Genomic DNA, 24,281 nt, shown 5'->3' with positions numbered 1-24,281 from the left:
GTACACCCCATCGTGTCCGAGGACTTCGCGCGCTCCAACTCCACCCCGGCTGACGTAGTCGATCTGGACGCCTACCGTCACCCGACCGGCCCCCGCGTCATACAGGGCACGGTCCTCCCCAAGACCCACCCCGAACCGCCCTACGCCCCTGAGCTGGACGACGACCCGATCGGCGATGCCCCGCTCATCCCGGCGTGGATCCGCTCCAAGGAAGGCCGCCGGGCCCGCGCCAAGTACGCCTGGCGCATCACCAAGCGCCGCGCCCGCAAGTCGCTGCGCCGGCAGACGACCACGCACGGCACCCTGCCGCGGATCGTCCGCGGGACCCGCCGCACCCATGAGTGGGTACGCGGCACCGAGGGCATCCGCGTGACCACCGCCAAGGACCGCGCCCACCACAAGGCGAAGACCGCCCGCGCGGCGGAGCGCAAGGCCCGCTGGACGCTGATGGACCGCGACCTGATGGCCAAGCGCGCCGAGAAAGCCAAGGTTGAAGCCGACGAGGCGGCGCTTGAGCACCACAAGTTGAAGAAGGCCGCAGCCCGTGCCACCACGCTGCGGGCGGCTGCCGCCTACGGCCCGGCCCTCGCCGCAGAAACCTGCGGGTACGTGCTCGAGCACGGTCTCGGGATGGCCGCAGCCACGCTGTTGACGGTCTCGGTGGCCGCCTGGCGCGGCCGGCGCCTGGACGAGGACGAGGCCGCGTTCTACGACGACCCCGAGCGCTCGATCCTGGATCCGGGGATGACGCCGCGGGCGTTCGGCCGGATGCTGCGCGATGCCCTGGAGGAGGACCTGGGCATCAACGTGGCCGACCTGCACGTCATCGCGCACCACTGGGGCTTTGAGGCCAAGGTGCAGCTGAGCAAGGCCAAGCCTGCCGATGTCACTGCCAAACTCGATGATCTCGAAGCGCTGCTGATCGCCCGGCCCGGATCGCTGCTGGTGCAGCAGTCCGCCAAGGCTCGCCCGCTGTTCACCCTCCGCGCGTTGGGTGAGAACCCGTGGGCGGGGCAGAAGCCCATCCCGTACCGGGCGCCGAAGTCCGTGTCCTGCCACGACCGGGCCGACCTCGGTGTGGAGCTGTCCCAGCAGCCGCTGTTGATGAACTTCCTGCGCACCAATGCGGTGTTCATCGGCGGCCCCGGATCCGGCAAGTCCAACGCCCTGCTCTCCGTCGCCGAGTACCTCACGGCGTGCCGGGATGCGGTGGTGTGGGACATCGACCTCGGCTCCGCAGGTGCCGGTCTGGACCCGATCGGGGACGCCATCGCCCGACGGGCCACCAACAAGGTCGACGCCCGCAGGTTGCTGGAGGACGCGTTGGCGATCTCCATCACCCGCCCGAAGCTGTTCAAGCAGCTGAGCATGGGCCGCAACTGGGAGCCCTCGGAGACTCACCCGGCCCTGTATCTGATCATCGATGAGTACCCGGCGCTGGTCGCAGCAGGGTTGTGGCCGCTGGTCGCCGAGATCATCCGGACCGGACGCAAGTCCGCGGTGAACCTCATCATGGCAGCCCAGGGCGCCACCAAGTCCTTCCTCGGCTCCGCCGACCCCGGAGCGGTGCAGAACCGGGTGGCGCTGCCGTGCCGGCCGCAGGACGTCACCCAGCTGTTCGACGGCGGTGCGATCGGGGAGGGCTGGGCCGCACACAAGCTGCGTCCGTCGGAGGGCAAGACCCTCAACGACGTGTCCGTGGCCTACGTGCGCGGCGGTGACCACGTCGAGCCGATCCCCAAGCGGTTCAACTACCTCGACGACGACAGCTTCGAGGCCCGCGGCACCGAACGGCGCCAGGCGGGGCTGGTCGCCCTCGATGGCAACTCCCTGGCCATCGCGGAGGTGGACCTGAGCGCGGAGCTGACCGGGGACGTCGACCGGTTCGAAAAGCGCATCCAGGCCGTGGAGGAGATCGAAGACGCTGATGACGCCGTGGAGTTGCCGCCGCTGATCGCCGCAGCCATCGAGGTCCTGCAGAACGCGGAAGAGACCGCGATGACCCCCGGCGACCTGCTCACCGCGCTCCAGGCCCACAACCCGGCAGCGTTCGGAGACCTCAACCCGGTCACCCTCGGACGCACCCTCTCCAGCCTCGGAGCCGGCGCCCGCAAGTGGGGCGACGCCCGCGGGGTGTACCTCTCCGACCTGCTCACCGCAGCCGCCACCTACCGGCGCGCCACCGCACAAAGCGCCTGACCCATCCGTCCGGGGATCCGTCCGCACGGACACATCATCCGTCCCCTTCGGACGGATCCCCGGACGGATCGAAAACCCGCCCTGAGCAGGACGAACACCCGTCCGGACGGATCGGACGGATCCCCCCTGCACACCCCTCAGAAGCCCTCAGCCGCCCCTGTGCGGGCCCGCGCCGCACCCGTCGACGCGCGCCCGCCCCCAGCCCCTGAAAGAGGCCGAGATGAGCGAGCACACGCCCAGCCGCCCCGCGGCCGTCGAAGTCCACCACCCCACACCGGTCGCCCCCGCACCCCAGCACGCAGCATCGCTCGTGCCGCAGCAGGCAGGCGTGCCCGCGGTGCAGAGCGTGCAGCTGCCCGACGGCCGCATCGTCACCGGCTACGCCCTCACCCCCGCCCAACCCCCGCTCCCCGAGCAGGCACCGGCCGCGCGGAGCGTGGTGAGTCCCGTTGCGGTGAACATCGCCCTGACCGGCGTCGGCTTCGCCGCCGTCTGCGGCGGACTGCTGCTGCTCACGGGCTTCATCGCAGCCCTCGCAGCCTTCATCCACCAACTCATCATCCTCGCCGCCGTCATCTTCGGCGGCGCCATCGCTGTCCAGGTCTTCGCCGCCGGCCGCAGCACCAGCGGAACGACGGTCCACATCCGCAAAGCCGTCATCAAGCGCAACCACTTCCACACCTGACCGAGCTCGGCACTGCATGGAAGGGAGTCCCAGTGGCCAGCAAGCCGCAGGTCCACTTCGCCGTCATCGACCCACCCACACCCTCATGGTGGCGCCGAAACCGCCACATCGTCCTGCTCATCCTCGGCCTGATCATCGGCCACCAATGGGGCATCGGCCACGCCTCCGCGCACACACCGCCCGCTCCCAAGCCGAGCCACGCGCCCGCCACCCCGGGCAGGTCCACGGTCACGCCCCTGCCCACCCACGTCTGCACCCCAAGGAAGGCCGCATGAACCAGAAAAGTGCCGCCGAGATCGCTGACGCCGCGGCCGAACTGATCCGTGACCTCAACTACGCCACCCGCTATGGCGAACAGGGCAGCACAGTCGTCTACCCAGGCGACGTCTACGACACCGTGGCCAACCTCGCCACACTCTCCACGCGGCTGCCGCAGACCCTTATCCAGCTCCGGGTGTTCCTGCTCTCCGAGTACGAAGACGGGCATCTGCTCAGCACCAACAACACCCTCGGCACCGACGTGTCCACCGCCAACGGCGGCCTCTACGACGCCGCCCGCGCCGCGCACGAACTCTACGAGGCACTCAACCGGGCCCACAACGGGCTCTCACCGATCGCCTACCAGGCCCCCGACAACGCCTGACCGCCTGGGGCGAGCCGCCACTCACGCCAATGACATACGGCCCGCCCCGGTCTCCAGTCCTCAACAGACCTATTGGAGGTCTCCAGCATGACCCAACCTGTCCCTCACCCGCGACCTACAGCGCCTGCCCAGCCCGCGCATCCCGGCCGCTCACACGGACGCCGTGGAACTGGCGGCATGAACGACCAGCTCTTGACCACGATGCGGGATCTGGCCTGCCTCGGCATTCCCGTCCTGCCACTGCGCGCCGGGAAGCTGCCGTTCGGCAACTGCCGCTCCTGCGTCGACAACGCGTGCGGCGGCCGACCGAACATGAAGCTGGCCGGACCCTGCCGCTGCCCCGCCCCCTGCCACGGCTGGGCAGCGGCCACCAGCGACCTGCTGACCGTCTTCTCCCACCCCTGGCGCGCAGCCTGGCAACGCGCGGCGGCCGTCGCCTACCACCCCGGCGGCGCCCGGCTGACCGTGGTCGACCTGGACAACGCCGCAGCTGTCGCCTGGGCGCGCAAACACTTGCCAGCCACCCGCACCGTCACAACCACACGCGGGGAACACTGGATCTACCGCGGAGCGATGCGCTCAGCCAACTCCGTGCGGCCTGGCGTGGACATCAAGTCGCTTATGGCCTACGCCGTCTGGCGCGACCACGGCACCGGCACCATGGTGGACCTGCCGTCCGCCGTCCGCGCGCTCGTCGAGCAGGAAGAGACCACCCCCGCCCCCGGGAGGACGCTCCCGTCCCCTGAGCGCGCCGAGTGGGACCGGACCGTAGCGACCGGGTGCCGCCACACCGAAGCGTACGTGCGCACCGGTCTGGAACGCGGCCTGGCCATGGTGCGAGCCCGCACCGAATCCGGCGCCGGATCCCAAGCATTCGGCGTGGCCTCGTTCCTCGCAGCCCAACACGCCCAATGCCCCGGACCGTGCGGACTGGACGCCATTGGACAGCACATCGTCGCTGCAGCCGTTGCCGTCGGCGTCCCCGAGGCATACGCCCAACGGGCCGTCGCCAACGGCCTGAGCGCCGGCACCGGGAGGGCAGCATGACGCCCCAGCCGCGCGAGGGTGGTCTCTTCCACCTCCCCGCCAACCAGTCTCAGGACGCCGTACAACCCCCACCCCGCATCACCAGTGGCGCCTCAAAATGCGCCGGCCGTAAGGCCGTCCGCTCTGCTCTTAGTTCTGACCTGGAGCAGGTCACGATCACCGGCATCATGCCGGGGCTGCAGGTACGCATGACCGGCGTGCCGGTCGCGGACTGGCTGTGCCGATGCGGGCACCACGAACGCGCCCGCGGCCGCGCCGCGGTCATCGCACTCACCCGACGTGTTCGCGTCGGCATCTGCCCCCACGACGCAACGGAGAACGAAGGGAGGAAAGCCGCATGACCGCACCCAGCACCGAGCCCAGTACGGATCTATGGGCAGGCTTCGACACCCTGGTCGCCGACGAGAGCGCGGCGCCGGCGTGGGACGAGCCAATCCCGCTCACCGGTCGCCGCGAGTTGCCGTCCTTCCCGGCCACCGTGTTCCCTCGCTGGTTGCAGGAGTTCACCGAAGCGGTCGCGGAGGAGACGCAAACCCCTGTCGACCTGCCCGGCTGCTTCGCTCTGGCCACCCTCGCGACCGCGGCCGGCGGGCGTGCGGTGGTGCAGGTGCGCGGGAACTGGCGCGAACCGACAAACCTGTTCGTCGTCGTCGCCCTCCCGCCCGCCAACCGCAAATCCGCCGTGGTCGCTGCGATGACCGACCCGCTGTACGAGGCGGAAAAGCAGCTCAAGATCGCAGCCACACCGGCCATCATCGAAGCGGCCATGACCGCCCGCCTGGCAAAGGAAGCCGCCGACAACGCGACCAAGAAGGCAGCCGGCGCATCCCCGGACGAGCGGGACGAGCTGATCCGCGAGGCCGTCAGCCTGGCCGAAACCGCGGAGACCGTGGCCATCCCCACTGAACCGCAGTTGCTCGCCGACGACGCGACCGCGGAGACCGTCACCTCCCGCATGGCCGAACAGGGTGGCCGCATCGCCGTGATGAGTGCGGAGGGCGACATCTTCGACATCATCGCCGGCCGCTACAGCAAAGACCCCAACATGGGCGTCTTCCTCAAAGGCCACGCAGGAGACCGGCTGCGCGTGGACCGGCAGACCAGGAAGGAGTACATCGACCACCCTGCGCTCACCATGGGAATCTCGCCCCAGCCGGAGGTATTGCGGGACATCGGCCGCGTCAAAGGCTTCCGTGGCCGCGGCCTGCTCGGCCGCTTCCTCTACGCGTTGCCCGCATCCCTCGTAGGCCAACGCAAGGTCATCACCGACCCGGTGCCCGCCGACGTGGCCGCGACCTACGAACGCAACGTCATCGCTCTCACGCTCGCTCTGGCGGACTGGACCGACCCCGCAGTCCTCCAGCTCACCCCCGAGGCCGACGCGGCTCTGCTGGCCTTCCAGGAGCGTCTGGAGCCCCAACTAGCCGCCCGCGGCGGCGCATTGGGGCACCTGGCCGACTGGGCGGGCAAACTCGCCGGAGCGACCGCCCGGATCGCCGGCCTGCTCCACCTCGCCGAACACCTCGACGACGGGCACACGCAGCCGGTCAGCGAGGCCACCATGCACGCGGCCATCACGCTCGCCGACTACTTCACCCTTCACGCCCTCGCTGTCTTCGACGTCATGGGCGCCGACCCCACCGTCAACCGCGCCCGCACCCTGCTCGACGTGCTGCGCGAAAACCAGTGGAGCGAGGTCAGCCGCCGCGACCTGTTCGCCAAGCTCAGCCGCGCCGAGTTCCCCACCGTCGAAGACCTCGAACCGGCCGCGGACCTGCTCGAAGAGCACGGCTACCTGCGCTCGTACGTCCCCGAGCGCACCGGCAAGCGCGGACGCCCACCCAAACCCCGCTACCAGGTCCACCCCCGCCTACGCGAGTCACCCACGTAGGCGAGGCTCCACCGCTCAACCCCTCCCGCACAAACCGCAAAAAAACAAAAATGCCAGGCCGTGGCCGCTGACCTGCGGCAACACCCCGCACCCTGCCGCGCACAGGCCGAGGACCGCCCCCGCCGCAGAAACCGCAATAACCGCAGAAACGCGAGCGCCCCACCCGACACCGGCCAGCCCGTCACCGGCGCCAGCTCATTTTGCGGATTCTGCGATTTCTGCGGCACGAACCCCCTCGGCCCACCGCTCGGCACATCCCCGCAGGTCAACCGCCCCTCACCGGGTTTCTGCGGTTATTGCGGTTTCTGCGGCAGGGGTCCACCTCCATCCGTCCTGCCTCCCCGAGGAGCTGAGGTGACCACCGCACCCATATCCGAAGCGCTCACCGTGCCCGAGGTCATGACAGTCCTGCGACTGAGCCGCGCAAAGGTCTACGACCTCCTCCGATCCCGCCAACTGCCCAGCTTCACCGTCGGCCGCTCGCGGCGCGTTCGCGCCGAAGACGTGGCCGCCTACATGCGCAACCGACTTGAGGAGTCCTACTGATGGCCAAGCGACGCGCCAACGGCGAAGGAACCATCACCAAGCGCAAAGACGGCCGGTACCACGCCGCCGCCTACGTCTTCCGGCCGGACGGAACCCGCGTCCGCAAGTTCGTCTACGGCAAGACCCGCAGCGAGGTAGCAGAGAAGCTCACGGAACTGCAGGAGAAGACCCGGCAGGGCATCCCTGCGGCCACCTCCGCCATGCTGCTCGCCGACTACCTCACTTACTGGCTCGCCGCCGTCGCAGCCGCACGGCTCAAGCCTTCCACTCTCACGAGCTACGAGATCATGGCCCGCCTGTACATCGCGCCTCAGTTGGGCAAGAAGAAGCTCAACCGGCTCTCCCCTGCGGACGTTCGCCTGTTCCTCGCGGAGTTCAAGAACTCGTGCCTGTGCTGCCTGCGGGGCGTCGACGCGGGGCGCACTGAGGACGAGCAGACGTGCTGCGCGGTCGGGAAGTGCTGCCGCCGACGGCCGTCCGCCCGGACCGTCCAGTACGTCCACGCAGTCCTGCGCTCGGCTCTACAACAGGCCGTCCGGGAAGAACTCATCGCCCGCAACGTGGCGAAGATCGTAGAGACGCCTACGCTCGAGCGGCAGGAGGTACGGCCGTTGGACCGGACTGAGGCAAGGATGCTCCTCAAAGCCGCCCGTGATCACCGGCTGTACGCGCTTTGGCTGCTGCTGGTCTCGACCGGACTGCGACGGGGCGAAGTGCTCGCCTTGACGTGGCAGGACATCGATCTCGACAAGGGGCAGCTCCGGGTCCGCCGGAACCTGCAGCGCATCCAGCGGGAGCTGGTATTCGGCACCCCGAAGACCGCCCGATCTGTACGAACGATCTCGCTCCCCCAGAAGTGCGTGACCGCGCTCAAGTTTCATCGGGAAGCTCAGCGCCGCGAGCGAGCGAGCGCAGGGGAGACATGGAAGCCCTCGGCTGACCAGCCCGGCGGGCTGGTCTTCACGACGCCCACCGGTCGGCCCACAGACCCGCGGAGCCTGAACCGGATGCTCACGGTCCTGTGCCGGAGGGCACACGTACGCCAGGTACGCGTACACGACCTGCGGCACACCTGCGCCTCACTCCTCCTCGCTCAAGGGGTGGACGCCCGGACCATCATGGAAACCCTCGGTCACAGCACCATCACCATGACCCTGGACACCTACGCCCACGTCATGGACACGACCCTCAAGGCCGCAGCCGACCGCATGGACGATGCACTCGGCCAGGATGAGGACGAGGGCGACGACGGTGTCGCGGGAGTCCCCGCAAGGATCTGAGAGGCCCGTTGACACTCAACCACCGTTGCCAGAAGCCCTCCGAGATCTTCCCGGAGGGCTTCTGGCCCTCGTCGCTAACGAAAGCCCGGCGCACTGGCAAGGGAACAGGCAGCTTGCAAGTTGGAGCGCGCTCAGCCCGGAAGACTGACGTAGCATCAAGCACCAGTCGGCCATCGCCCGAAGGGGGAGGGGTGGAGTTCAAGCTCTGGACCTACACGTTGGAGTGGAGGCCGTCGGGGGAGTCAGATGAAACGGCCAAATACAGGGATGTCCGGCAGCGGATAGCGCACGAGATACGGCGAGAAGTTCGACGTCTTGATCCTGACTCGTTCGTATTCCCGGGTAGAGAACCGACTGAACAGCTACAGCTACGGAGGGCCGTCCGGCGGGCCATGGCCCGTCAGGTTGCGACGGGGCAAGCTGCCGGAATTTGGACAGAACGGCTATGTTGGTCCATCCTTGCAGCCTTCACCTTGGCCGTAATCGCGCTATGCGTTTGGCTCGGATGGGCTTTCCCTATCGGAATCATCTCATGGTTGGCTTATCTGGCCATTGTAGCCATTGCAGGGAGGGTTTTGGAGCGGCTACCCCTTTACATTGAGACCACTTTTCTGTTTTTCATGTCGGTAGCACCCATAGTTGCGGGTTGGTCTCTCTGGTACGACACCAGGGCCCTGCAATCCTACGCAGCCAGGTTTGCCTGGATTCCGGTTGCCGCATATTCTCGCAGCTCTTTGCGCGGCATAGCCGCCGCGGCCATACTTCTCGTTTGTCTTTTCGTATGCCTCGGGATCCCCCTTCAGCACATGGCCCGCTACGTGCTGCGACAGACGGGAAGGCTCAACGGAGCAGGGCCTTACGATTTGCTCATCTACGCATGGGCTCAGGCAGTGCGCGAGATCGAGAGAGCGGACCAGGGGTGGCCAAGTCGCAAATCCATGAAGCAGGCTTGTGGTGCTATTGACCTCCTCGGCCATCTCGCTCGGACTGAACTGCAAATGGAGTGGCTATTCGACGCGGAGTCTTCCTGTCGCGAGGAGTATAAGCGCGAAGCGCTTACGGTGGCTCGACATATATGGGGTTACGAGAGGATCCTGACCCGATCCGCTGGAGGGAAGGATGCTATCCTTCAAGACCTGCTCAAAGGACTTGCCTTCCTCGCTCTAGGCGATCGAGAGTCGCTGTTGGAAAACCTTCCGCTAGACGCAGGCGACTCAGAGCGAACTTGGAAAGATTCACTGAAGGACGCAGCCAAGCGGATATTCCCCGGCACCATACTTGCAGGAGCTGGATTCTTTCTACCTATGATCCCCGGGGTTACAAGCCAAGGCGTGCTCGCAGGAAATTTGAGGATCACGCTACTCGTTATGGCGGCACTGAGCTTGATATCCGCACCCGAAGAAGTAGCCAAGAAGGTTAACGATGCATTGAACAGGGCGTTGCCACAGAGACAGTGATCGAGACCCTTCGCCGCACGCAGACACCGGCTGGGGCTGTCATGGGGCGAGAGAAGATAGATGACTATGACGCTAGTTCGCGGCCGAGGCCGACACTCCTGGTCAACCCGCCGTGGCTCCACCTGCGGCTGCCAGAAGCCTTTGAGCGCAGGCAGGCATGACTAACCGTGGCGGGCCAACGGCCGAGGCGGAGCGGAAACAGGGGGCATGTGCCCGGTGAGGGTTGAGCCGCCCACGGCGCGTGGAGCTAGCCACCTGGCCAGTAGGACATACCCTCACTAGAACCTTGATCTCTGAGGTGTCACACAGGGACCGCTCAGGGTGACGCAACGAGGCCCAATGCCGCACACTGATGTCAGCCGCTGATGTCAGAAGCCCCCTGGGGTGATCCCAGAGGGCTTCTGACCTGCGTCGGGACGACAGGATTTGAACCTGCGACCCCTTGACCCCCAGTCAAGTGCGCTACCAAGCTGCGCCACGTCCCGATGCCCGTTGCAGCCGGGCCTGGGCCCGGCTGAGCGCGCACGAGAACAATACCGCATTCCCCCGGGTGCCCGCCGACACCCCACAGGTGGGCACGCAGCGTGCGCGGATGGCTACACATCGGGCAGCGCGTCGCCGAGGAGGTAGCGGGCGCCCGTGCCGTGGGATGCGGCTGCATCCTCCGGGTTGTACAGACGGCACTTGGTCAGTGACAGACAGCCGCAGCCGATGCAGCCGGTGAGGCGGGCGCGGAGACGTTCCAGGTCGGCGATCTGCTGGTCGATGCGGTGCTGCCAGGAGCGGGCCACGCGGGCCCATTCGGTGGCGTTGGGGGTGCGCTCCGCGGGCAGCTCGGACAGGGCGGCTCGGGCCTCCTCCAAGGAGAGGCCGACCTGCTGGGCGGCGCGGATGAAGGCGACGCGGCGAAGGGTCGCGCGCGGGTAGCGGCGCTGGCCGCCAGCGGTGCGTTCGGCGTGGATGAGGCCGAGCTCCTCGTAGTACCGCAGGGCGGAGGGAGCGAGTCCGCTGCGGGTGGCCAGTTCGCCGATGGTGAGGCGGTCGCGCGCGTGCGGAGACATGCGGTGAGGATAGCCCTTGACCTCAAGCGGACTTGAAGTTGCAGGCTCTTCCCATGACTTCGACCAGGACTTTCTACGACTACGCGGGCCTGGAGCGCCTGATGTCGCTCATGAGTGGCGACGAGAAGCACGGGCCGGCCGCAACCTCCACCCTCGATGTGCTGTGGGTGCTCTACGACCGGGTGCTCCGGGTGGCGCCGGACACCGCCGACGACCCCTGCCGCGACCGTTTCCTGCTCTCCAAGGGACACGGGCCGATGGCGTACTACGCGGTGCTGGCCGCCAAGGGGTTCATCCCCGAGGAGTGGCTGTATCACTTCGCGGCGTTCGATTCGCCGCTCGGGCATCACCCGGACCGCACCCTCGTGCCCGGCGCGGAGATCGGCTCGGGTTCGCTCGGGCACGGTCTGCCGATCGCCGTCGGGACGGCGTTAGGCCTGCGGGCGCAGGGGCGTGACCAGGCCCGTACCTGGGTGCTGGTCGGCGACGCGGAGATGGATGAGGGCAGCAATCACGAGGCGGTCGCCTTCGCGGGCGCGGTCGGGCTGGAGGGGCTGCACGTCGTGGCGGTGGACAACGCGTCGGCGACCTACGGCTGGCGCGGCGGGCTCGCCTCCCGCTTCGCCGCCGAGGGGTGGTCGGCAGTGACGGTGGACGGCCGCGACCACCAGGCGTTGTACCAGGCGTTCACCGCGCCGCACCCCGGCCGGCCGCATGCCGTGATCGCCCGTGTCGAGCCCAAGTACGTCTGACATCTGAGGAGAGATCAGCCCATGGACACCATGCGTGAACGCTTCACCGCCGTCGCCTCGCGCCTGCTGGACGAGGACCCCCGGCTCGCCGTGGTCCTCGCGGTCATCTCCAGCGACCGCTTCCGGGAAGCGGCAAAGGCCCATCCCGACCGTGTGATCGACGTCGGCATCCGCGAGCAGTTGCTGGTCAGCGCCGCCGGCGGACTGGCGCTGGCCGGGATGCGGCCCATCGTCCACACCTTCGCGAGCTTTCTGGTCGAGCGGCCGTTCGAGCAGGTGAAGCTGGACCTGGGGCACCAGGGCGTCGGGGCGGTGCTGGTGAGCGCGGGCGGCTCGTACGACATCGCGGCGGGCGGCCGCACGCACCAGGCACCGGGCGATGTGGCGCTGCTCGACACCCTGGAGGGGTGGACGGTGCACGTGCCTGGGCACCCGGACGAGGCGGAGGCGCTGCTGCGGCACGCGGCCGCCGACGGGGACCGGCGGGTGTACGTACGCCTCAGCGAGCACGCGAACCGTGAGCCGTTGCCCGTCACGCCCGGGAGCTTCCAGGTCGTGCGGGAGGGCCGGGCCGGGGTGGTGCTGGCGGTCGGGCCGATGCTGGACGCCGCGCGGGAGGCGACGGAGGGTCTGGAGGTGACCGTGCTGTACGCGACGACAGTGCGGCCCTTCGACGGTGAGGGGCTGCGTGCGGCGGTCGGCCGTTCGGGCACGGCCGACGTCGTGCTCGTCGAGCCCTACCTCGCCGGCACGTCGGCGCCGTTCGTCGACGAGGCGCTGGTCGACCTGGAGCACCGGGTGCTGGGGATCGGGACGGCGCGTGAGGAGCTGCGCCGGTACGGGACATGGGCGGAGCACGTGGCGGCGCACGGGCTCGACGCCAACGGACTGCGGGGGCGGATCAGCGCCTTCCTTCGCTGATCAGGGGACGACGGTGACCGGCCACCTGGCGGCCTTGACCAGGCGGACGGCGAGCGAGCCGACGATGCGGTGCCCCGCGCGCTCCGACGCACCGACCACCACGGCATCGGCCCGCAGGTCGTCGGCCGCCTTGGCGAGCCCGGTGAACGGGTCGCCGGGGAAGGTGTGGAACTCCCAGCGCAGCTTGAAGTCGTCGCCCAGGCGCTTCACACTCTCGCGCACCTGCCCGATGATCTCCTCGGCTATCTCCGACGTCGTCTCGGCCATCGACACGGCGACACCCGGGGCGGTCACCGCGCCCAGCGGCTGCACGTAGACCATGGCGAGCAGTGCCCCCTGGCGCCGGGCGAGCCCTGCGGCGTAGGCCACGGCCCGCCACGACGAATCGGAGTCGTCCACGCCGGCGACGATCACCTTCGGTCCGTCCGTGCCCCGCTCGAACTGCGACTGGCCCGATTCCCGGCTGTCGAGGTTCCCGTCGTTTGCATCGCTTCCGCCGCTCACAACCCGAGAGTAATGCGGCCGGGTTACCGGGCATGCGTCGGCCCGCATGGCTCCCCCGGCCGACCGTGGTGGGATCACCGCGAGGCAGACTAGGTGCGCTTCATCCTTCAACCGTCCTACGGACCCGAGGACCATCGCATGCACCTGGCCGCCCGCCGCACGCTCCGGTTCTGGCGTACGAGACGACGGCTCGCGGCGGGCGCGGCCGCGCTCGTCGTGCTCGCTGGGGGCGGTGCGACGTCGCTGGCGATCGCCGACGGCCCAGCCACCGTGCACCGAGAGAACCACGTGTTCTCCATGCCGGAGACGCCGGGGAGCGGCCAGGACGTCCGCATTGACACGTCGTTTTTCACCTCGGGTCCGCCGGGGCGGCGGCCCGCGGTGATGCTGGCGCACGGTTTCGGGGGCAGCAAGGACGACATGACGGGGGAAGCGGAGGCGCTGGCGCGTGACGGCTATGCCGTGCTCACCTGGTCGGCGCGGGGGTTCGGCAGGTCGACCGGGCAGATCGGACTCGACTCGCCCGACCGCGAGGTCGCCGACGTGCGGCGGCTGATCGATTGGCTGGGGCACCGGCCGGAGGTGCAACTCGACGGGCCCGACGATCCGCGGGTCGGTATCGCAGGTGCCTCGTACGGCGGGGCGATCGCGCTGCTCGCCGCTGCGTACGACAAGCGGGTCGACGCGATCGCACCGCAGATCACGTGGTGGGACCTGGTCGACGCGCTCTTCCCGCAGCATGCGCAGGGGCAGCCGGCCGGGTCGGGGGTCTTCAAGAAGCTGTGGGCCGGGATCTTCTTCACCACCGGATCGACCGGGACGAGCCCGGCGCCCGGATCCGCGGGGAGCGCGGGGAGCACAGGGAGCACGGGGAGCACAGGCGGCTGCCGGTTCACCGCCGAATTGTGCGCCGTGTACGAACGGGCCGCCGTCTCGGGGCGTGCGGATCCCGAGACCGTCAAGTTGCTCGAGGAGTCCAGCCCCTCGTCGGTCGGCAACCGGATCAAGGTCCCGACGCTGATCGTGCAGGGACAGAACGACTCGCTCTTCCCGCTCGACCAGGGCGATGCGATGGCGCGTACGATCGCCGCCAACGGTGCGCCGGTGTCGGTGGACTGGAGCTCGGGCGGCCACGACGGCGGGGATCAGGAAGACGCGCGCGTCCAGGCGCGGGTCCAGGCATGGTTCGACCGGTATCTCAAGGGCGAACGGACGAACACCGGCCCGGCGTTCAGGGTGACGCGTTCGGGAGGAGTGGACACCACCACCGGGCAGCCGGTGGAGCACGGCGCCTCCGACGGCCGCTACCCGGGGCTGCTCGGCACCGACGAGCGCAGGATCCCGCTGTACGGGCGGCCGCAGACGGTGTCCAATCCCGCGGGCGGTTCGCCGCCTGCGATCTCGTCGGTTCCCGGCATCGGCGCGCTCTCCCAGCTGTCCAGCCTGGGGCAGGGGTTGACGCCGGGCCTTTCGCTGGATTTTCCCGGGCAGCACGCCGTCTTCGACTCGGCTCCGCTGACGTCCGCCGTGACGGTGACGGGGGCGCCGCAGGTGCGGGTCACCGTGGGTTCGGATGCCCCGGACGGTGAAGCGGTGCTCTTCGCCAAGGTGTACGACGTCGGACCGAACGGCAGCGAGACGCTTCCGCACCAGCTGGTCGCACCGTTGCGGGTCACCGGCGCGGGCGGCGGCGGCCGGACGGTGACGGTCACCCTGCCCGCGATCGACCACGCGTTCGCGGCAGGGCATCGGATGCGGCTGGTTCTCGCCAGCACCGATCTTTCGTACTCCTCCCCCACCGCGCCTGCCACGTACCGGCTGTCGCTGGCGGGCGGGGCCGGTGCCGGCAGCGGGCTGGCCGTTCCCCTGGTGCCCGCACTCACCACGGCGCAGGCGGACATTCCCGCCTGGACCTGGGCGCTGCCCGTCGCGGCGCTCGCCGCGGCCACGCTGCTGCTGTTTGCCGGGCGCAAGCGCACGGCGGAGCGAACGAGCCGTCACCGGTCAACGGCCGGACTGGCGGCCGCCGCATCCCCGGATCCCAGATCTGCGGATCCCGGAACGTCCGGCCCCGGATCTGCGGCCGGATCGCCGATCGGGCCTCCGGCCGGTTCTGAGGCCGGTTCTGCGGCCGCTCCGTCCCCGCTGCCGTTGGAGATCATCGGGGTGTCCAAGCGCTACCACGGCTCCGCCGACCGGTACGCGGTGCGGGATCTCTCCTTCCACGTCGGGCCGGGACGGGTACTGGGGCTGCTCGGTCCCAATGGCGCGGGCAAGACGACCACCATGCGGATGCTCATGGGACTCATCCGCCCCGACGAGGGTGAGATCCGGATCTTCGGGCAGCCGGTCGCAGCGGGCGCGCCCGTGCTGTCGCGGGTGGGCGCGTTCGTCGAGGGGCCGGGCTTCCTGCCGCACCTCACCGGACGCGCCAACCTCGACCTGTACTGGCGGGCCACCGGCCGCCCGGCGCAGGACGCCCACGTCGCCGAGGCCTTGGAGATCGCGGGGCTGGGCGAGGCCCTGGACCGCGCCGTGCGCACGTACTCCCAGGGCATGCGGCAGCGCCTGGCGATCGCCCAGGCCATGCTCGGTCTGCCCGATCTTCTGATCCTCGACGAACCGACCAACGGGCTCGATCCGCCGCAGATCCGCGAGATGCGCACGGTGGTCGCGCGGTACGCCGCGACCGGCCGGACGGTGATCGTCTCAAGCCATCTGCTCTCAGAGGTCGAACAGAGCTGCACCCACCTGGTGGTGATGGACAAGGGGCAGCTCATCGCGGCTGGGCCGGTCGACGAGATCGTCGGCAGCGGGGACACCCTGTTCGTCGGCGTCACGCGCATCTCCGACGCCGCACTCGAGGACGCCGCTGCCCGGCTGTCCGCACACCCCGGCATCGCGGCGGCATCTCCTGCCGCCGACGGGCTGCTCGTGCGGCTCGACGGGCTGGGCGTGCCGGATCTCCTTGCAGAACTGCTGCGCCTCGACGTGCCGGTGGAGCGGTTCGGCCCGCACCGACGGCTCGAGGAAGCGTTCTTGACCCTGATCGGAGGCCCGGCATGACCACCGACACCACAGGCACCCCCGGGCCGACGGAAGAGACCGGCTTCCCCGGCCCGTCCGCTCCGTCCGCGCCGTCCGCACCGGTGCGTGGCTCCGGTGCGGCACCCGGCTACCGACCGCACGGCACGTTGCCGCTTCGGGTGGAGGCGGAGCGGCAACTGCGGCGCCGCAGAACGCTGATCACATTCGCTGTGGTGACCCTCCTGCCGTTGATCATCTGGGCGGCGTTCGCGATCGGCGGGACGCCGCGCGGCCGGGAAAACGTACCGTCGATGATCGATACGGCGACCTTCTCCGGGCTCAACTTCGCATTCGCTGTCCTCTTCGTCTCCTGCGGCTTCCTGCTCACCCTGCCCGTGGCGCTGTTCTTCGGCGACACGGTGGCCTCCGAGGCGGGCTGGTCCTCGCTGCGGTACCTGCTCGCCGCGCCCGTCCCGCGGGCGCGGTTGTTGACCAGCAAGGCCCTGGTCGCCTTCGCTTTCAGCGCGGTGGCCGTGCTGGTGTTGCCCGCCGTGGCCCTGGGAGTCGGCACGGTCGCCTACGGGTGGGGAGACCTGCAGGTGCCGACCGGCGGCACGCTGCCCGCGGCGAGTGCGGCTCAGGACTTCGCAATCATCGCGCTCTACGTCTTCGTCAGCCAATGGGCGGTGGCAGGGCTGGGGCTCTGGCTGTCGACGGTCACCGACGCACCACTCGGTGCGGTCGGCGGAGCGGTCGGGCTGGTGATCCTGTCGAACATCCTTGACCAGATCACCGCGTTGGGAGGGATCCGCGAGATCCTGCCGACCCACGGACTGTATGCGTGGATCGATGTCCTCCAACCCACCGCGGAATGGGCCGGCATGGCCAAGGGCGTCTCGATCTCGCTCTCGTACGCCGTTGTCTTCCTCGCCCTGGCGTACCGCGGATTCCGGACCAAGGATGTCGTCTCCTGAGGCGTACAGCGCGACCCGGAGGCCACCGACGACGCCGACGGATCCGTCCCGTCGGTCGGTAGCGTGCCGCGAACGAAACCGCTGCGCCTGCCGTCTTCGGACCGCGGCTCTCCCCGACCGCCGCTCTCCCCGACCGCGGCTCTCCCCGACCGGTAGCGATCAGCGGCCGCGAGCACCATCCGTTCGGGCCATGACACCGAGGCCCACGAAGCCTACGTCCACTGCGAACCACCCTGTCCGGTCGCCCCTCTCTGGTCGGCGTCCGTCGTGTGCCTGACGCCCGCGAGCCGGGTCGCAGCCCCCTCGCGGCGGCCGAGGTGGCGGGATCCGAACGGAGACCGCGCCAGCGCATGGTCTTCAGCGCAGCTAGCTCATCCGGCGTGACGGGGTCACCGCGACGGGGATGCGCGACGTTGTGGCCCACGCGCAGGCGCCACGAGGATCGCTGCAGCACTACTTCCCGGGCGGCAAGCAGCAACTCGTCAGCGAGGCCGTGGACTGGGCCGGTCGCTACGCCGGCAACCGCGTGGCCCGGTTCCTCGCCGAGATCTCCGAGCCGTCACCGAGCCGGCTGTTCGCCGCAATGGTCCACCAGCGGACCGAGGAATTCGAGACGGTCGGGTTCGCATCGGGCTGCCCGGTCGCCGCGGCTACGGTGGACTGCGCGGACTCCGCCGAATCCACCAGGGCCGCCGCCGCAGACTCGTTCGGCCGCAGGACCCGCCCGGTGGCCCGGGCGCAGGGGAGCGGTCTCCTGGCTGTTGCCGCTGACCAGTCCTCTGCCGTCAATCGTGCCGGGGCCGTGGATGGTGACGTTGTCCGGGTTCTGGCCCCAGATGAGGCTGTTGTGCCGGTGGCTGTGGGCGAAGTCCTGGTAGTCGTTGCCCGCCCCCGGCTCCGCCGGGTCGTAGCCGCGGCCGCACGCGGGTGTGGCCGCGAGGACGGTGGCGTTCTCGGCGAGGTACAGCCCGACAATGCCTGCAGGCGGATCGAGTAGCTGGCGTAGGTGCCGGCCGTGAAGTAGACGGTGCCGCCGGCGGGCGCGCCGCCGGTTCCAGCTGCGGCGGCTGCCCGGGTCGCCCGGTTGATGGCGTCGGTGGGGCGGCGCGTCCTCGGCGGTCGTCACGGTGAGGCGTCGCGGCCTCGTGCGGGCCGTTCCTCGTCGGCGCGGGCGGCCCGCCGGACGCGCCGCATTTTGAGGGCGAGGGCCAGGGCTGAGATGCCGAAGAGCACACCCGTGATCACCAGCCATCGGCCGAGGTAGACACCTTCGGGCAACCGGGCGGCACCCGGGTAGGGGACCGACAGATCGAAGATGAGGGGGAACCAGACGAGCAGGAGAACACCGGAGAGGAAGGTGGGGACGCGCAGGTAGTTGATCCACGGCGGCTGGGGCACGCGGGTGGCGCGATGCCGCAGAACGGCATGGGCCGACAGGTCGGCGAGCGAGTACAGGGGCAGCAGGATCAAGTCGTGCAGGATCGCCGCGCCGACGAACCAGATCGCCACGTCGAGCGGGCGGAGGGCGAACAGGCGCACCAGGGCGTAGCCGGTGAGGGCGAACGAGCAGATCAGGACGAGAAGGTGCAGCGGACCGGAGCCGTACCAGCGGACGAAGCGTGCCATGGTCACGTCCTGAAGGTGAGCCGGTGCACCCACTTGGTGTTGTTCACGCCGGGGTTGGCCGGGACGATGATGCGGGCCGGGTAGCCGTGGTCGAGCGAGAGGTCCGCGCCGTTGACGCGCAGAGCTAGCAGCGATCGGGGGTCGTGGATCTGGTTGCCCCGCAGCACGACCGAGCTGTAGGGGCCGGGTGGTTGGACCGATTCCACCAGGACGCTTCCGGCGTCGGGCAGTCCGGCCATGGCGCCGAGGTCGGCCAGCCGCAGGCCGCTCCAATGCTGGTCAGGGGTGGACCATCCCTCCACGCAAGCGATCGGCAGTACGGCGGCGTGCTGGCGCATCGCGAGGAGCTGCTCGCGGGTGAGGACCAGCGTCGGCCCGTTGCCATGGACCTCCAGCCGCCAGTTCGGCCCGACATGCGCCGGCAGCACGCCGACGGACGCCGCCGTCTTGTTGATCTGGAACCCGTTCGGGCCGCTGCCCGGGTCGCGGTTGTGCGGCGCGAGAAGGGCCGTGCTCCGCAGCCAACCGCCGATGCTCTGTCCCGCGGTGACCACGAGGAGGAGCACGGAGCCCGCCCCCACCACGCCCACCGCGCCACGACGGGTCATCGTCGGCGGCGCGGGTGCAATCGGCACCAAGCCGTCGGGATCGGCCGGCTCGGGCCGGGTATGGGCGAGGTCGGTGCGCAGTTCGGTGGCCAGGCTGCGGGAACGAAGGGCACGCGTCATCCGGCCGAGCCTGAGGCATACGTGGACGACGAAGGCGGCGATGAACACCCAGGCGCCGTAGAAATGCAGGGTGTAGAAGGAGCCCGGGAACACGTAGTACAGCTGGACGTTGAGGATGCCGGTCACGAACTCGAAGATGACCCCGCCGACCAGCATCAGCAGGGACAGCCGCTCCAGCCCGTGGGCGACGGTGCGGACCGGCAGCCACTCGAACAGCTTCGGGATCACCGACCACAACTTGGCCAGCAGCACGGGCACGAGGACCACGCCGAGCGTCACGTGCACACCCTGGGTCAGCCGGTACAGCCAGTACGGATGGGTGGGCCAGTCGAAGAGGTAGAAGCCCAGCAGGCCTTTGTCCGGCGTCTGGTCGTTGAGCGGACCCAGATCGGGGTTGTATGCGGCGTACGAGAGCATCCCGGTGACGAAGAGCACCGGGATGCCGACCAGCAGCAGCAGGCCGAACACCGACGTCAACCAGGGCCCGCGGATCGGACTGCGCCAGAACCCGGGACGGAACGGCCCCGGAGGCGGAGGCGTCCGGCCGATCCGCTGCGCCATGGCCCGGATGCGAGCGGCGGCCCTGGCGGCCCGAGCCGCCATACCGGCGCGAATGCGCTCCAGACGCCGTCGCGCATGCCCGTCGTCCACTCCCGGGGGCTCGGACCCGCTGGGTGAACCCGAGCCCGGCGGCGGTCCGCCACTGTGCATCAGCCGTCTCCTCCGTCCCCGCGCCGCGCCTCGAAGGGGCGGCCGCCATGGCATGCTCAGTGCCGGGCAAGTGGACACCTACACGCTGGCACAGCTCTGGTCGGCTGTCCGCGTCCGGCATGCATGCGGGTGTCTGTCGCCAGCCGAACGGCCGAACCGGTGTTCCGCGCGGCTCGACGGGTCCCCCGCGGCGTGGCCTCATGATGGTGGGGTGCGACGTTTCCGCGCACGGCACAACGCCTCCGCCCGGCCCGGCCGCTCCGCGCTGACGAGCGAGGTCGGCTGGTTCGTCGTGATCGGCGTCGCCTCCACGGTGGGCCAGGCCCTGCTGTACTGGGTAATGAGGCACTGGTCGCCACCCGTGCTGGCCAATCTTGCCTCCCTCCTCGTCGTCACCGTCCTCAACACGGAGGCCAACCGCCGGCTGACCTTTCGCGGGTCTCCGGTCCGGGCCGTCCAGGCCCATCTGGCGGCGGGTGGTCTGTTCGTCCTGGCGTACGTGATCACCTCGGGTGCGGTCCTGCTCTTCCGTCACTACCGGCCCACGGCCTCACCGGCGGCCGAGACGCTGGTGCTGGCTCCCGCTTTCGCCCTCGTGACCGTGGTGCGCTTCATCGTCCTGCGGCTGGTCGTCTTCCGACGCCGCAACCGCTGAGGCCCTCGCGCCGCGTGCCCAGCATGCTGCTCGCGGCTCCCGAGAGGTGCCGCTTCATGATCCGCCTTCAACTCTTGTAGCTTGCGTGGCCGTCGGCTCAACTCGTGCCGGTTCCCCAACTCATCCAGAAGTACGAGTGAATGGCCGTAAGTAACCAATGCCCGATGTATTGACGTGCATCTGTCACGTAGTTAGTTTCAAGCAGCACGCGAGCAAGACCGGCTCCTGCATTCGGTTCATCAATGAACCGCCGTACCGGGGGGCGCCTGTGTCCATCACTGCTTGATCAAAGAAGCCCGCGCTGCTGCTCGACGGCCGCTCATCGCTCACCCCCGGTCCACCTCACCCATCCCCCCGTGCCCGAACCCGTCAGGAGGCATCGTGCGCCCATCCCCGATCCGGTCGTTGCCCAGACGAATACGGATCGCTACGGTCGCTCTGGCCACCGCATCCGTCTCGCTGCTCTCGACCTTCTCCGGCGCCCCGCCCGCGGCGGCAGCCTCCACTGGCTCGGCCGCGTGTCCCTGGGTCGGCTCCAGTGCCCCGATCCCGCAGCGGGTCAGCCAGGTGCTCGCGAAGATGTCGGTATCGCAGGAGGTGACTCTGCTCACCGGCGCGTCGGGGTCGAGCTACGTCGGCTTCACTCCAGCCATCGGCTCGCTGTGCATTCCCGCGCTCAATCTGGAGGACGGCCCGGCGGGCGTCGGCGACGGCATGACCGGCGTCACGCAACTGCCCGCCCCGGTGGATGTCGCTGCGAGCTGGGACACCTCCGCCGAGCAGCGCTACGGCCAGGTGATCGGCTCCGAGCAGATGTCCAAAGGCAGCACGATCGACCTCGGTCCGACCATCAACATCGTGCGCGACCCCCGCTGGGGACGCGCTTTTGAGTCCGTCGGCGAGGACCCGTACCTCAACGGCACCCTCGGCGCGGCCGACATCCAGGGGGTGCAGTCCACCGGGAACCTGGCGCAGGTCAAGCATCTGGCCGTCTACAACCAGGAGACGAACCGCAACACCCCCTCGGACAACGCGATCGTCAGCAGCCGTGCCCTGCAGGAGATTTACCTGCCCGCCTTCCAGGACGCCGTACAGCAGGGCGCCGCATCCTCGGTGATGTGCTCCTACAGCACGATCAACGGCACCGCGGCCTGCCAGAACCCGACGATCCTGACCTCGACGCTGCGTCAGCAGTTCGGCTTCACCGGCTTCGTCACCTCCGACTGGGGCGCGACCCACGCCACCGCGGACTCGGCCAACGCCGGGTTGAACCAGGACATGCCGGGCAACGACGGGTTCTACGGCAGCGCCCTGGCGAGCGCGGTCTCTTCCGGTTCGGTCTCCAAGGCCACGCTGGACTCGCTCACCTCCCAGGTGCTGGCCGAGATGTTCGCCTTCGGCCTGTTCGACGAGGCACCCTCGGGCTCACCCGCACAGAACGCCACCAGCGCTGCCCACGTCACGGACGCCAGGCAACTGTCCGAGGAGGGCACGGTGCTGCTGAAGGACAGCGGCACCGTGCTTCCCCTCGGATCGTCCACCCAGTCGATCGCGGTCATCGGCGCCGACGCCTCGACCAGCCCGCAGACCGCCGGCGGCGGCAGCGCCGGCGTCAACTCCAGCGGCACCGTGACCCCGCTGCAGGGCATCACCGCGCGCGCCGGCAGCGGCACCAAGGTCAGCTACAACGACGGCTCAGACACCACCTCGGCCGCCTCCCTGGCCGCCTCGTCCTCCGTCGCAGTGGTCTTCGTCAGCGACTACGAATCAGAAGGCAGCGACCTGAGCAGCATCGACCTGCCCAGCTCGGAGAACTCCCTGATCTCCGCGGTCGCCGCCGCGAACCCGAACACGGTCGTAGTGCTCAACACCGGCTCCGCGGTCACCATGCCCTGGCTCTCCTCGGTCAAGGGCGCGCTCGAGGCCTGGTACCCCGGCCAGGAGGACGGCAACGCGATCGCCTCGGTCCTGTTCGGCGACGTCGACCCGTCCGGGCACCTGCCGGTCACCTTCCCCACCTCGCTCTCCCAGGTTCCCGCCCAGGGCGCCGCGCAGTGGCCCGGCCAGAACGGAACCGTGCAGTACTCCGAAGGGCTGAACGTCGGCTACCGCTGGTACGACAGCCAGGGCCTCATGCCGCTCTTCCCGTTCGGCTACGGTCTGTCCTACACCACCTTCTCCTTCAGCAACCTCTCCGTCAGTCCGCTGGTCAAGGGCGGCAGGGCCACCATCACGGCGACGGTGACGAACACCGGGTCCCGCGAGGGCGCCGACGTCGCGCAGCTCTACGTCACCGCCCCGGCCGCGTCCGGCGAGCCGCCCAAACAGCTTGAGGGCTTCACCCGGGTCGACCTGCAACCCGGCCAGAGCAAGACCGTCGACTTCCCGCTGACCCAGCGCAACTTGCAGTACTGGGACTCCAGTGCCAACGGCTGGGCGACCAGTACCGGCACCTACACAATCTCGGTCGGGGACTCCGAACGCGACCTCCCGCTGACCGGCACCCTCGCCGTCACCTCCGCGCAGCTCGGCCCGACCGTCTCCGTCACCAACCCGGGCCCGCAGGAGGGCATCGCCGGCACCGCGGTCTCCCTCCCGGTCAGCACGAAAGACACCACCGGCGGGCAGACCCTCACCTACTCGGCCACCGGGCTGCCCGCCGGAACCTCGATCTCGCCGACCACCGGCGCCATCACCGGAACACCCACCACGGCCGGGACCAGCACGGTGGCCGTCACCGCGCGGGACCGCTCCGGCGCGTTCGACACGACCAGCTTCACCTGGACCGTCGCGCCGTCCGGCTCCGGCGTGCCGACCACCCCGCTGACCAACGCCAACGGCAAGTGCCTGGACCTGGCCGACGACAACAACACCAACAGCACACGGGTGCAGATCTACACCTGCAACGGCACCAACGGCCAGCAGTGGACCCAGGAGCCCGACGGCACCGTCCGCGCGGACGGCAAGTGCCTGGACGTCGCCGGCGGCGGCACCGCCGACGGCACCAGGGTGCAGATCTACGACTGCAACGGCACCGGCGCGCAGGTCTGGCAACCCCAATCCAACGGCGCCCTGGTGAACCCGCAGTCGGGCAAGTGCCTGGACGACACCAATTGGTCCACCACCGACGGCGCCCAGACCCAGATCTGGGACTGCACCGGCCAGGCCAACCAGCAGTGGACCCTGCCCTGACCCAGTGACCGCGCGGTCCCGCACCCCCGACCGCGGGACCGCGCGCCAGGGGTCGGCTCTCCATCCCTTCCTGCTTCTCAAGGTCGGCGAAGACATCTCATGTCGTCGAATGCCAACCACACGCAGGTGTATCCGCTTGCTCGTCGAAGCTGGTCCACTCGCGCACGATCCATCCGCCGGCGTCAGGCTGGTTGCCGTGCAGCACGACCGCGAGCGGCACCTGTCGGTCATCCGACCGGTCATCCGAGGCTGCGTGTGGCAGCCGGATCGTGAAGCTGCGCTCCCTTCAACGGTCCGGGAGCTGGGGGATCGCCGCTTCGAAGGTCGTGTCCCGGCCGACGCGCTGCCTCAAGGAGATGGAGGCGCGCGTGCTGTCCAGGCC

Annotated in this window: 20 protein-coding genes, 1 tRNA gene and 1 pseudogene; 17 read left to right on the top strand and 5 right to left on the bottom strand. The window is 69.3% G+C overall.

What is annotated here, in order from left to right:
* The first annotated feature begins 12 nt into the window (after positions 1 to 12).
* The 10 genes from NGB36_RS18245 (at position 13) to NGB36_RS18200 (ending at position 9,748) form a co-directional block, all read left to right on the top strand.
* A complete protein-coding gene (locus NGB36_RS18245; protein ID WP_255921379.1) occupies positions 13 to 2,199 on the top strand; it encodes a hypothetical protein in 2,187 nt (728 codons plus the stop codon).
* Positions 2,200 to 2,419: 220 nt separating this feature from the next.
* Positions 2,420 to 2,884, top strand: coding sequence for a hypothetical protein (locus NGB36_RS18240; RefSeq protein ID WP_255921378.1), 465 nt, complete (start codon positions 2,420 to 2,422; stop codon positions 2,882 to 2,884).
* 32 nt (positions 2,885 to 2,916) lie between these two features.
* Positions 2,917 to 3,159 (top strand): hypothetical protein, encoded by a 243-nt coding sequence (locus NGB36_RS18235; protein ID WP_255921377.1) that lies wholly within the window; start codon positions 2,917 to 2,919, stop codon positions 3,157 to 3,159.
* A complete protein-coding gene (locus tag NGB36_RS18230) occupies positions 3,156 to 3,527 on the top strand; it encodes a hypothetical protein (protein ID WP_255921376.1) in 372 nt (123 codons plus the stop codon). The genes NGB36_RS18235 and NGB36_RS18230 overlap by 4 nt, the downstream gene beginning before the upstream one ends.
* A 177-nt stretch (positions 3,528 to 3,704) precedes the next feature.
* Positions 3,705 to 4,574, top strand: a complete 870-nt coding sequence (locus NGB36_RS18225) for a bifunctional DNA primase/polymerase (protein ID WP_255921375.1) — start codon at positions 3,705 to 3,707, stop codon at positions 4,572 to 4,574.
* A complete protein-coding gene (locus tag NGB36_RS18220; protein WP_255921374.1) occupies positions 4,571 to 4,915 on the top strand; it encodes a hypothetical protein in 345 nt (114 codons plus the stop codon). Before NGB36_RS18225 ends, NGB36_RS18220 begins: the two co-directional genes overlap by 4 nt.
* Positions 4,912 to 6,465 carry a YfjI family protein gene (locus tag NGB36_RS18215; protein WP_255921373.1) on the top strand — a complete coding sequence of 518 codons (1,554 nt, stop codon included), beginning with the start codon at positions 4,912 to 4,914 and terminating at the stop codon, positions 6,463 to 6,465. Before NGB36_RS18220 ends, NGB36_RS18215 begins: the two co-directional genes overlap by 4 nt.
* Before the next feature lie 354 nt (positions 6,466 to 6,819).
* On the top strand, positions 6,820 to 7,011 hold the full coding sequence (locus NGB36_RS18210; protein ID WP_255921372.1) for a helix-turn-helix domain-containing protein: 192 nt from the start codon (positions 6,820 to 6,822) through the stop codon (positions 7,009 to 7,011).
* Positions 7,011 to 8,291: a tyrosine-type recombinase/integrase gene (locus NGB36_RS18205; RefSeq protein ID WP_255921371.1), complete on the top strand. Its 1,281-nt coding sequence runs from the start codon at positions 7,011 to 7,013 to the stop codon at positions 8,289 to 8,291. The genes NGB36_RS18210 and NGB36_RS18205 overlap by 1 nt, the downstream gene beginning before the upstream one ends.
* Positions 8,292 to 8,482: 191 nt before the next feature.
* Complete coding sequence (locus NGB36_RS18200; protein ID WP_255921370.1) at positions 8,483 to 9,748, top strand: hypothetical protein; 1,266 nt, start codon at positions 8,483 to 8,485, stop codon at positions 9,746 to 9,748.
* 411 nt (positions 9,749 to 10,159) lie between these two features.
* On the opposite strand, the gene NGB36_RS18195 is transcribed toward NGB36_RS18200, so the two are convergent.
* Positions 10,160 to 10,233 (bottom strand) — tRNA-Pro (locus NGB36_RS18195).
* Positions 10,234 to 10,344: 111 nt separating this feature from the next.
* The gene (gene soxR, locus NGB36_RS18190) at positions 10,345 to 10,809 is read right to left on the bottom strand and encodes a redox-sensitive transcriptional activator SoxR (protein ID WP_255921369.1); all 465 of its coding nucleotides are present in this window, start codon (positions 10,807 to 10,809) and stop codon (positions 10,345 to 10,347) included.
* A gap of 53 nt (positions 10,810 to 10,862) precedes the next feature.
* Here soxR and NGB36_RS18185 point away from each other — a divergent pair, with 53 nt between their 5' ends.
* Together NGB36_RS18185 and NGB36_RS18180 are read left to right on the top strand one after the other, a co-directional pair.
* On the top strand, positions 10,863 to 11,561 hold the full coding sequence (locus NGB36_RS18185) for a thiamine pyrophosphate-binding protein (protein WP_255921368.1): 699 nt from the start codon (positions 10,863 to 10,865) through the stop codon (positions 11,559 to 11,561).
* A 21-nt stretch (positions 11,562 to 11,582) separates the two neighbouring features.
* Positions 11,583 to 12,482: a transketolase family protein gene (locus NGB36_RS18180; RefSeq protein ID WP_255921367.1), complete on the top strand. Its 900-nt coding sequence runs from the start codon at positions 11,583 to 11,585 to the stop codon at positions 12,480 to 12,482.
* On the opposite strand, the gene NGB36_RS18175 is transcribed toward NGB36_RS18180, so the two are convergent.
* On the bottom strand, positions 12,483 to 12,986 hold the full coding sequence (locus tag NGB36_RS18175) for a universal stress protein (protein ID WP_372509470.1): 504 nt from the start codon (positions 12,984 to 12,986) through the stop codon (positions 12,483 to 12,485).
* Between the two features lie 138 nt (positions 12,987 to 13,124).
* Between NGB36_RS18175 and NGB36_RS18170 the strand changes: the two genes are divergently transcribed.
* From NGB36_RS18170 to NGB36_RS33820, 3 genes and pseudogenes are all read left to right on the top strand, one after another.
* A complete protein-coding gene (locus tag NGB36_RS18170) occupies positions 13,125 to 16,052 on the top strand; it encodes an alpha/beta fold hydrolase (RefSeq protein WP_255921366.1) in 2,928 nt (975 codons plus the stop codon).
* Positions 16,049 to 16,987 (top strand): ABC transporter permease, encoded by a 939-nt coding sequence (locus NGB36_RS18165; protein WP_255921365.1) that lies wholly within the window; start codon positions 16,049 to 16,051, stop codon positions 16,985 to 16,987. The genes NGB36_RS18170 and NGB36_RS18165 overlap by 4 nt, the downstream gene beginning before the upstream one ends.
* A gap of 350 nt (positions 16,988 to 17,337) precedes the next feature.
* Positions 17,338 to 17,984 (top strand): annotated as a pseudogene (locus NGB36_RS33820) (TetR/AcrR family transcriptional regulator).
* Between the two features lie 125 nt (positions 17,985 to 18,109).
* On the opposite strand, the gene NGB36_RS18155 reads toward NGB36_RS33820, so the two are convergent.
* Both NGB36_RS18155 and NGB36_RS18150 read right to left on the bottom strand, forming a co-directional pair.
* Positions 18,110 to 18,613, bottom strand: a complete 504-nt coding sequence (locus NGB36_RS18155; protein WP_255921364.1) for a hypothetical protein — start codon at positions 18,611 to 18,613, stop codon at positions 18,110 to 18,112.
* A gap of 2 nt (positions 18,614 to 18,615) precedes the next feature.
* Positions 18,616 to 19,902 (bottom strand): molybdopterin-dependent oxidoreductase, encoded by a 1,287-nt coding sequence (locus NGB36_RS18150; protein WP_255921363.1) that lies wholly within the window; start codon positions 19,900 to 19,902, stop codon positions 18,616 to 18,618.
* A 361-nt stretch (positions 19,903 to 20,263) separates the two neighbouring features.
* Between NGB36_RS18150 and NGB36_RS18145 the strand changes: the two genes are divergently transcribed.
* Both NGB36_RS18145 and NGB36_RS18140 read left to right on the top strand, forming a co-directional pair.
* Positions 20,264 to 20,707 (top strand): GtrA family protein, encoded by a 444-nt coding sequence (locus NGB36_RS18145; RefSeq protein ID WP_255921362.1) that lies wholly within the window; start codon positions 20,264 to 20,266, stop codon positions 20,705 to 20,707.
* A gap of 381 nt (positions 20,708 to 21,088) precedes the next feature.
* Positions 21,089 to 23,899, top strand: a complete 2,811-nt coding sequence (locus NGB36_RS18140) for a glycoside hydrolase family 3 C-terminal domain-containing protein (RefSeq protein ID WP_255921361.1) — start codon at positions 21,089 to 21,091, stop codon at positions 23,897 to 23,899.
* The last annotated feature ends 382 nt before the right edge of the window (positions 23,900 to 24,281 follow it).

This window comes from Streptomyces humicola, from assembly GCF_024436035.1.
Classification (GTDB): Bacteria; Actinomycetota; Actinomycetes; order Streptomycetales; family Streptomycetaceae; genus Streptantibioticus_B; species Streptantibioticus_B humicola.
The sequence above is the reverse complement of the archived record's forward strand: the minus strand, read 5'-3'. Positions and strand labels throughout refer to the sequence as shown.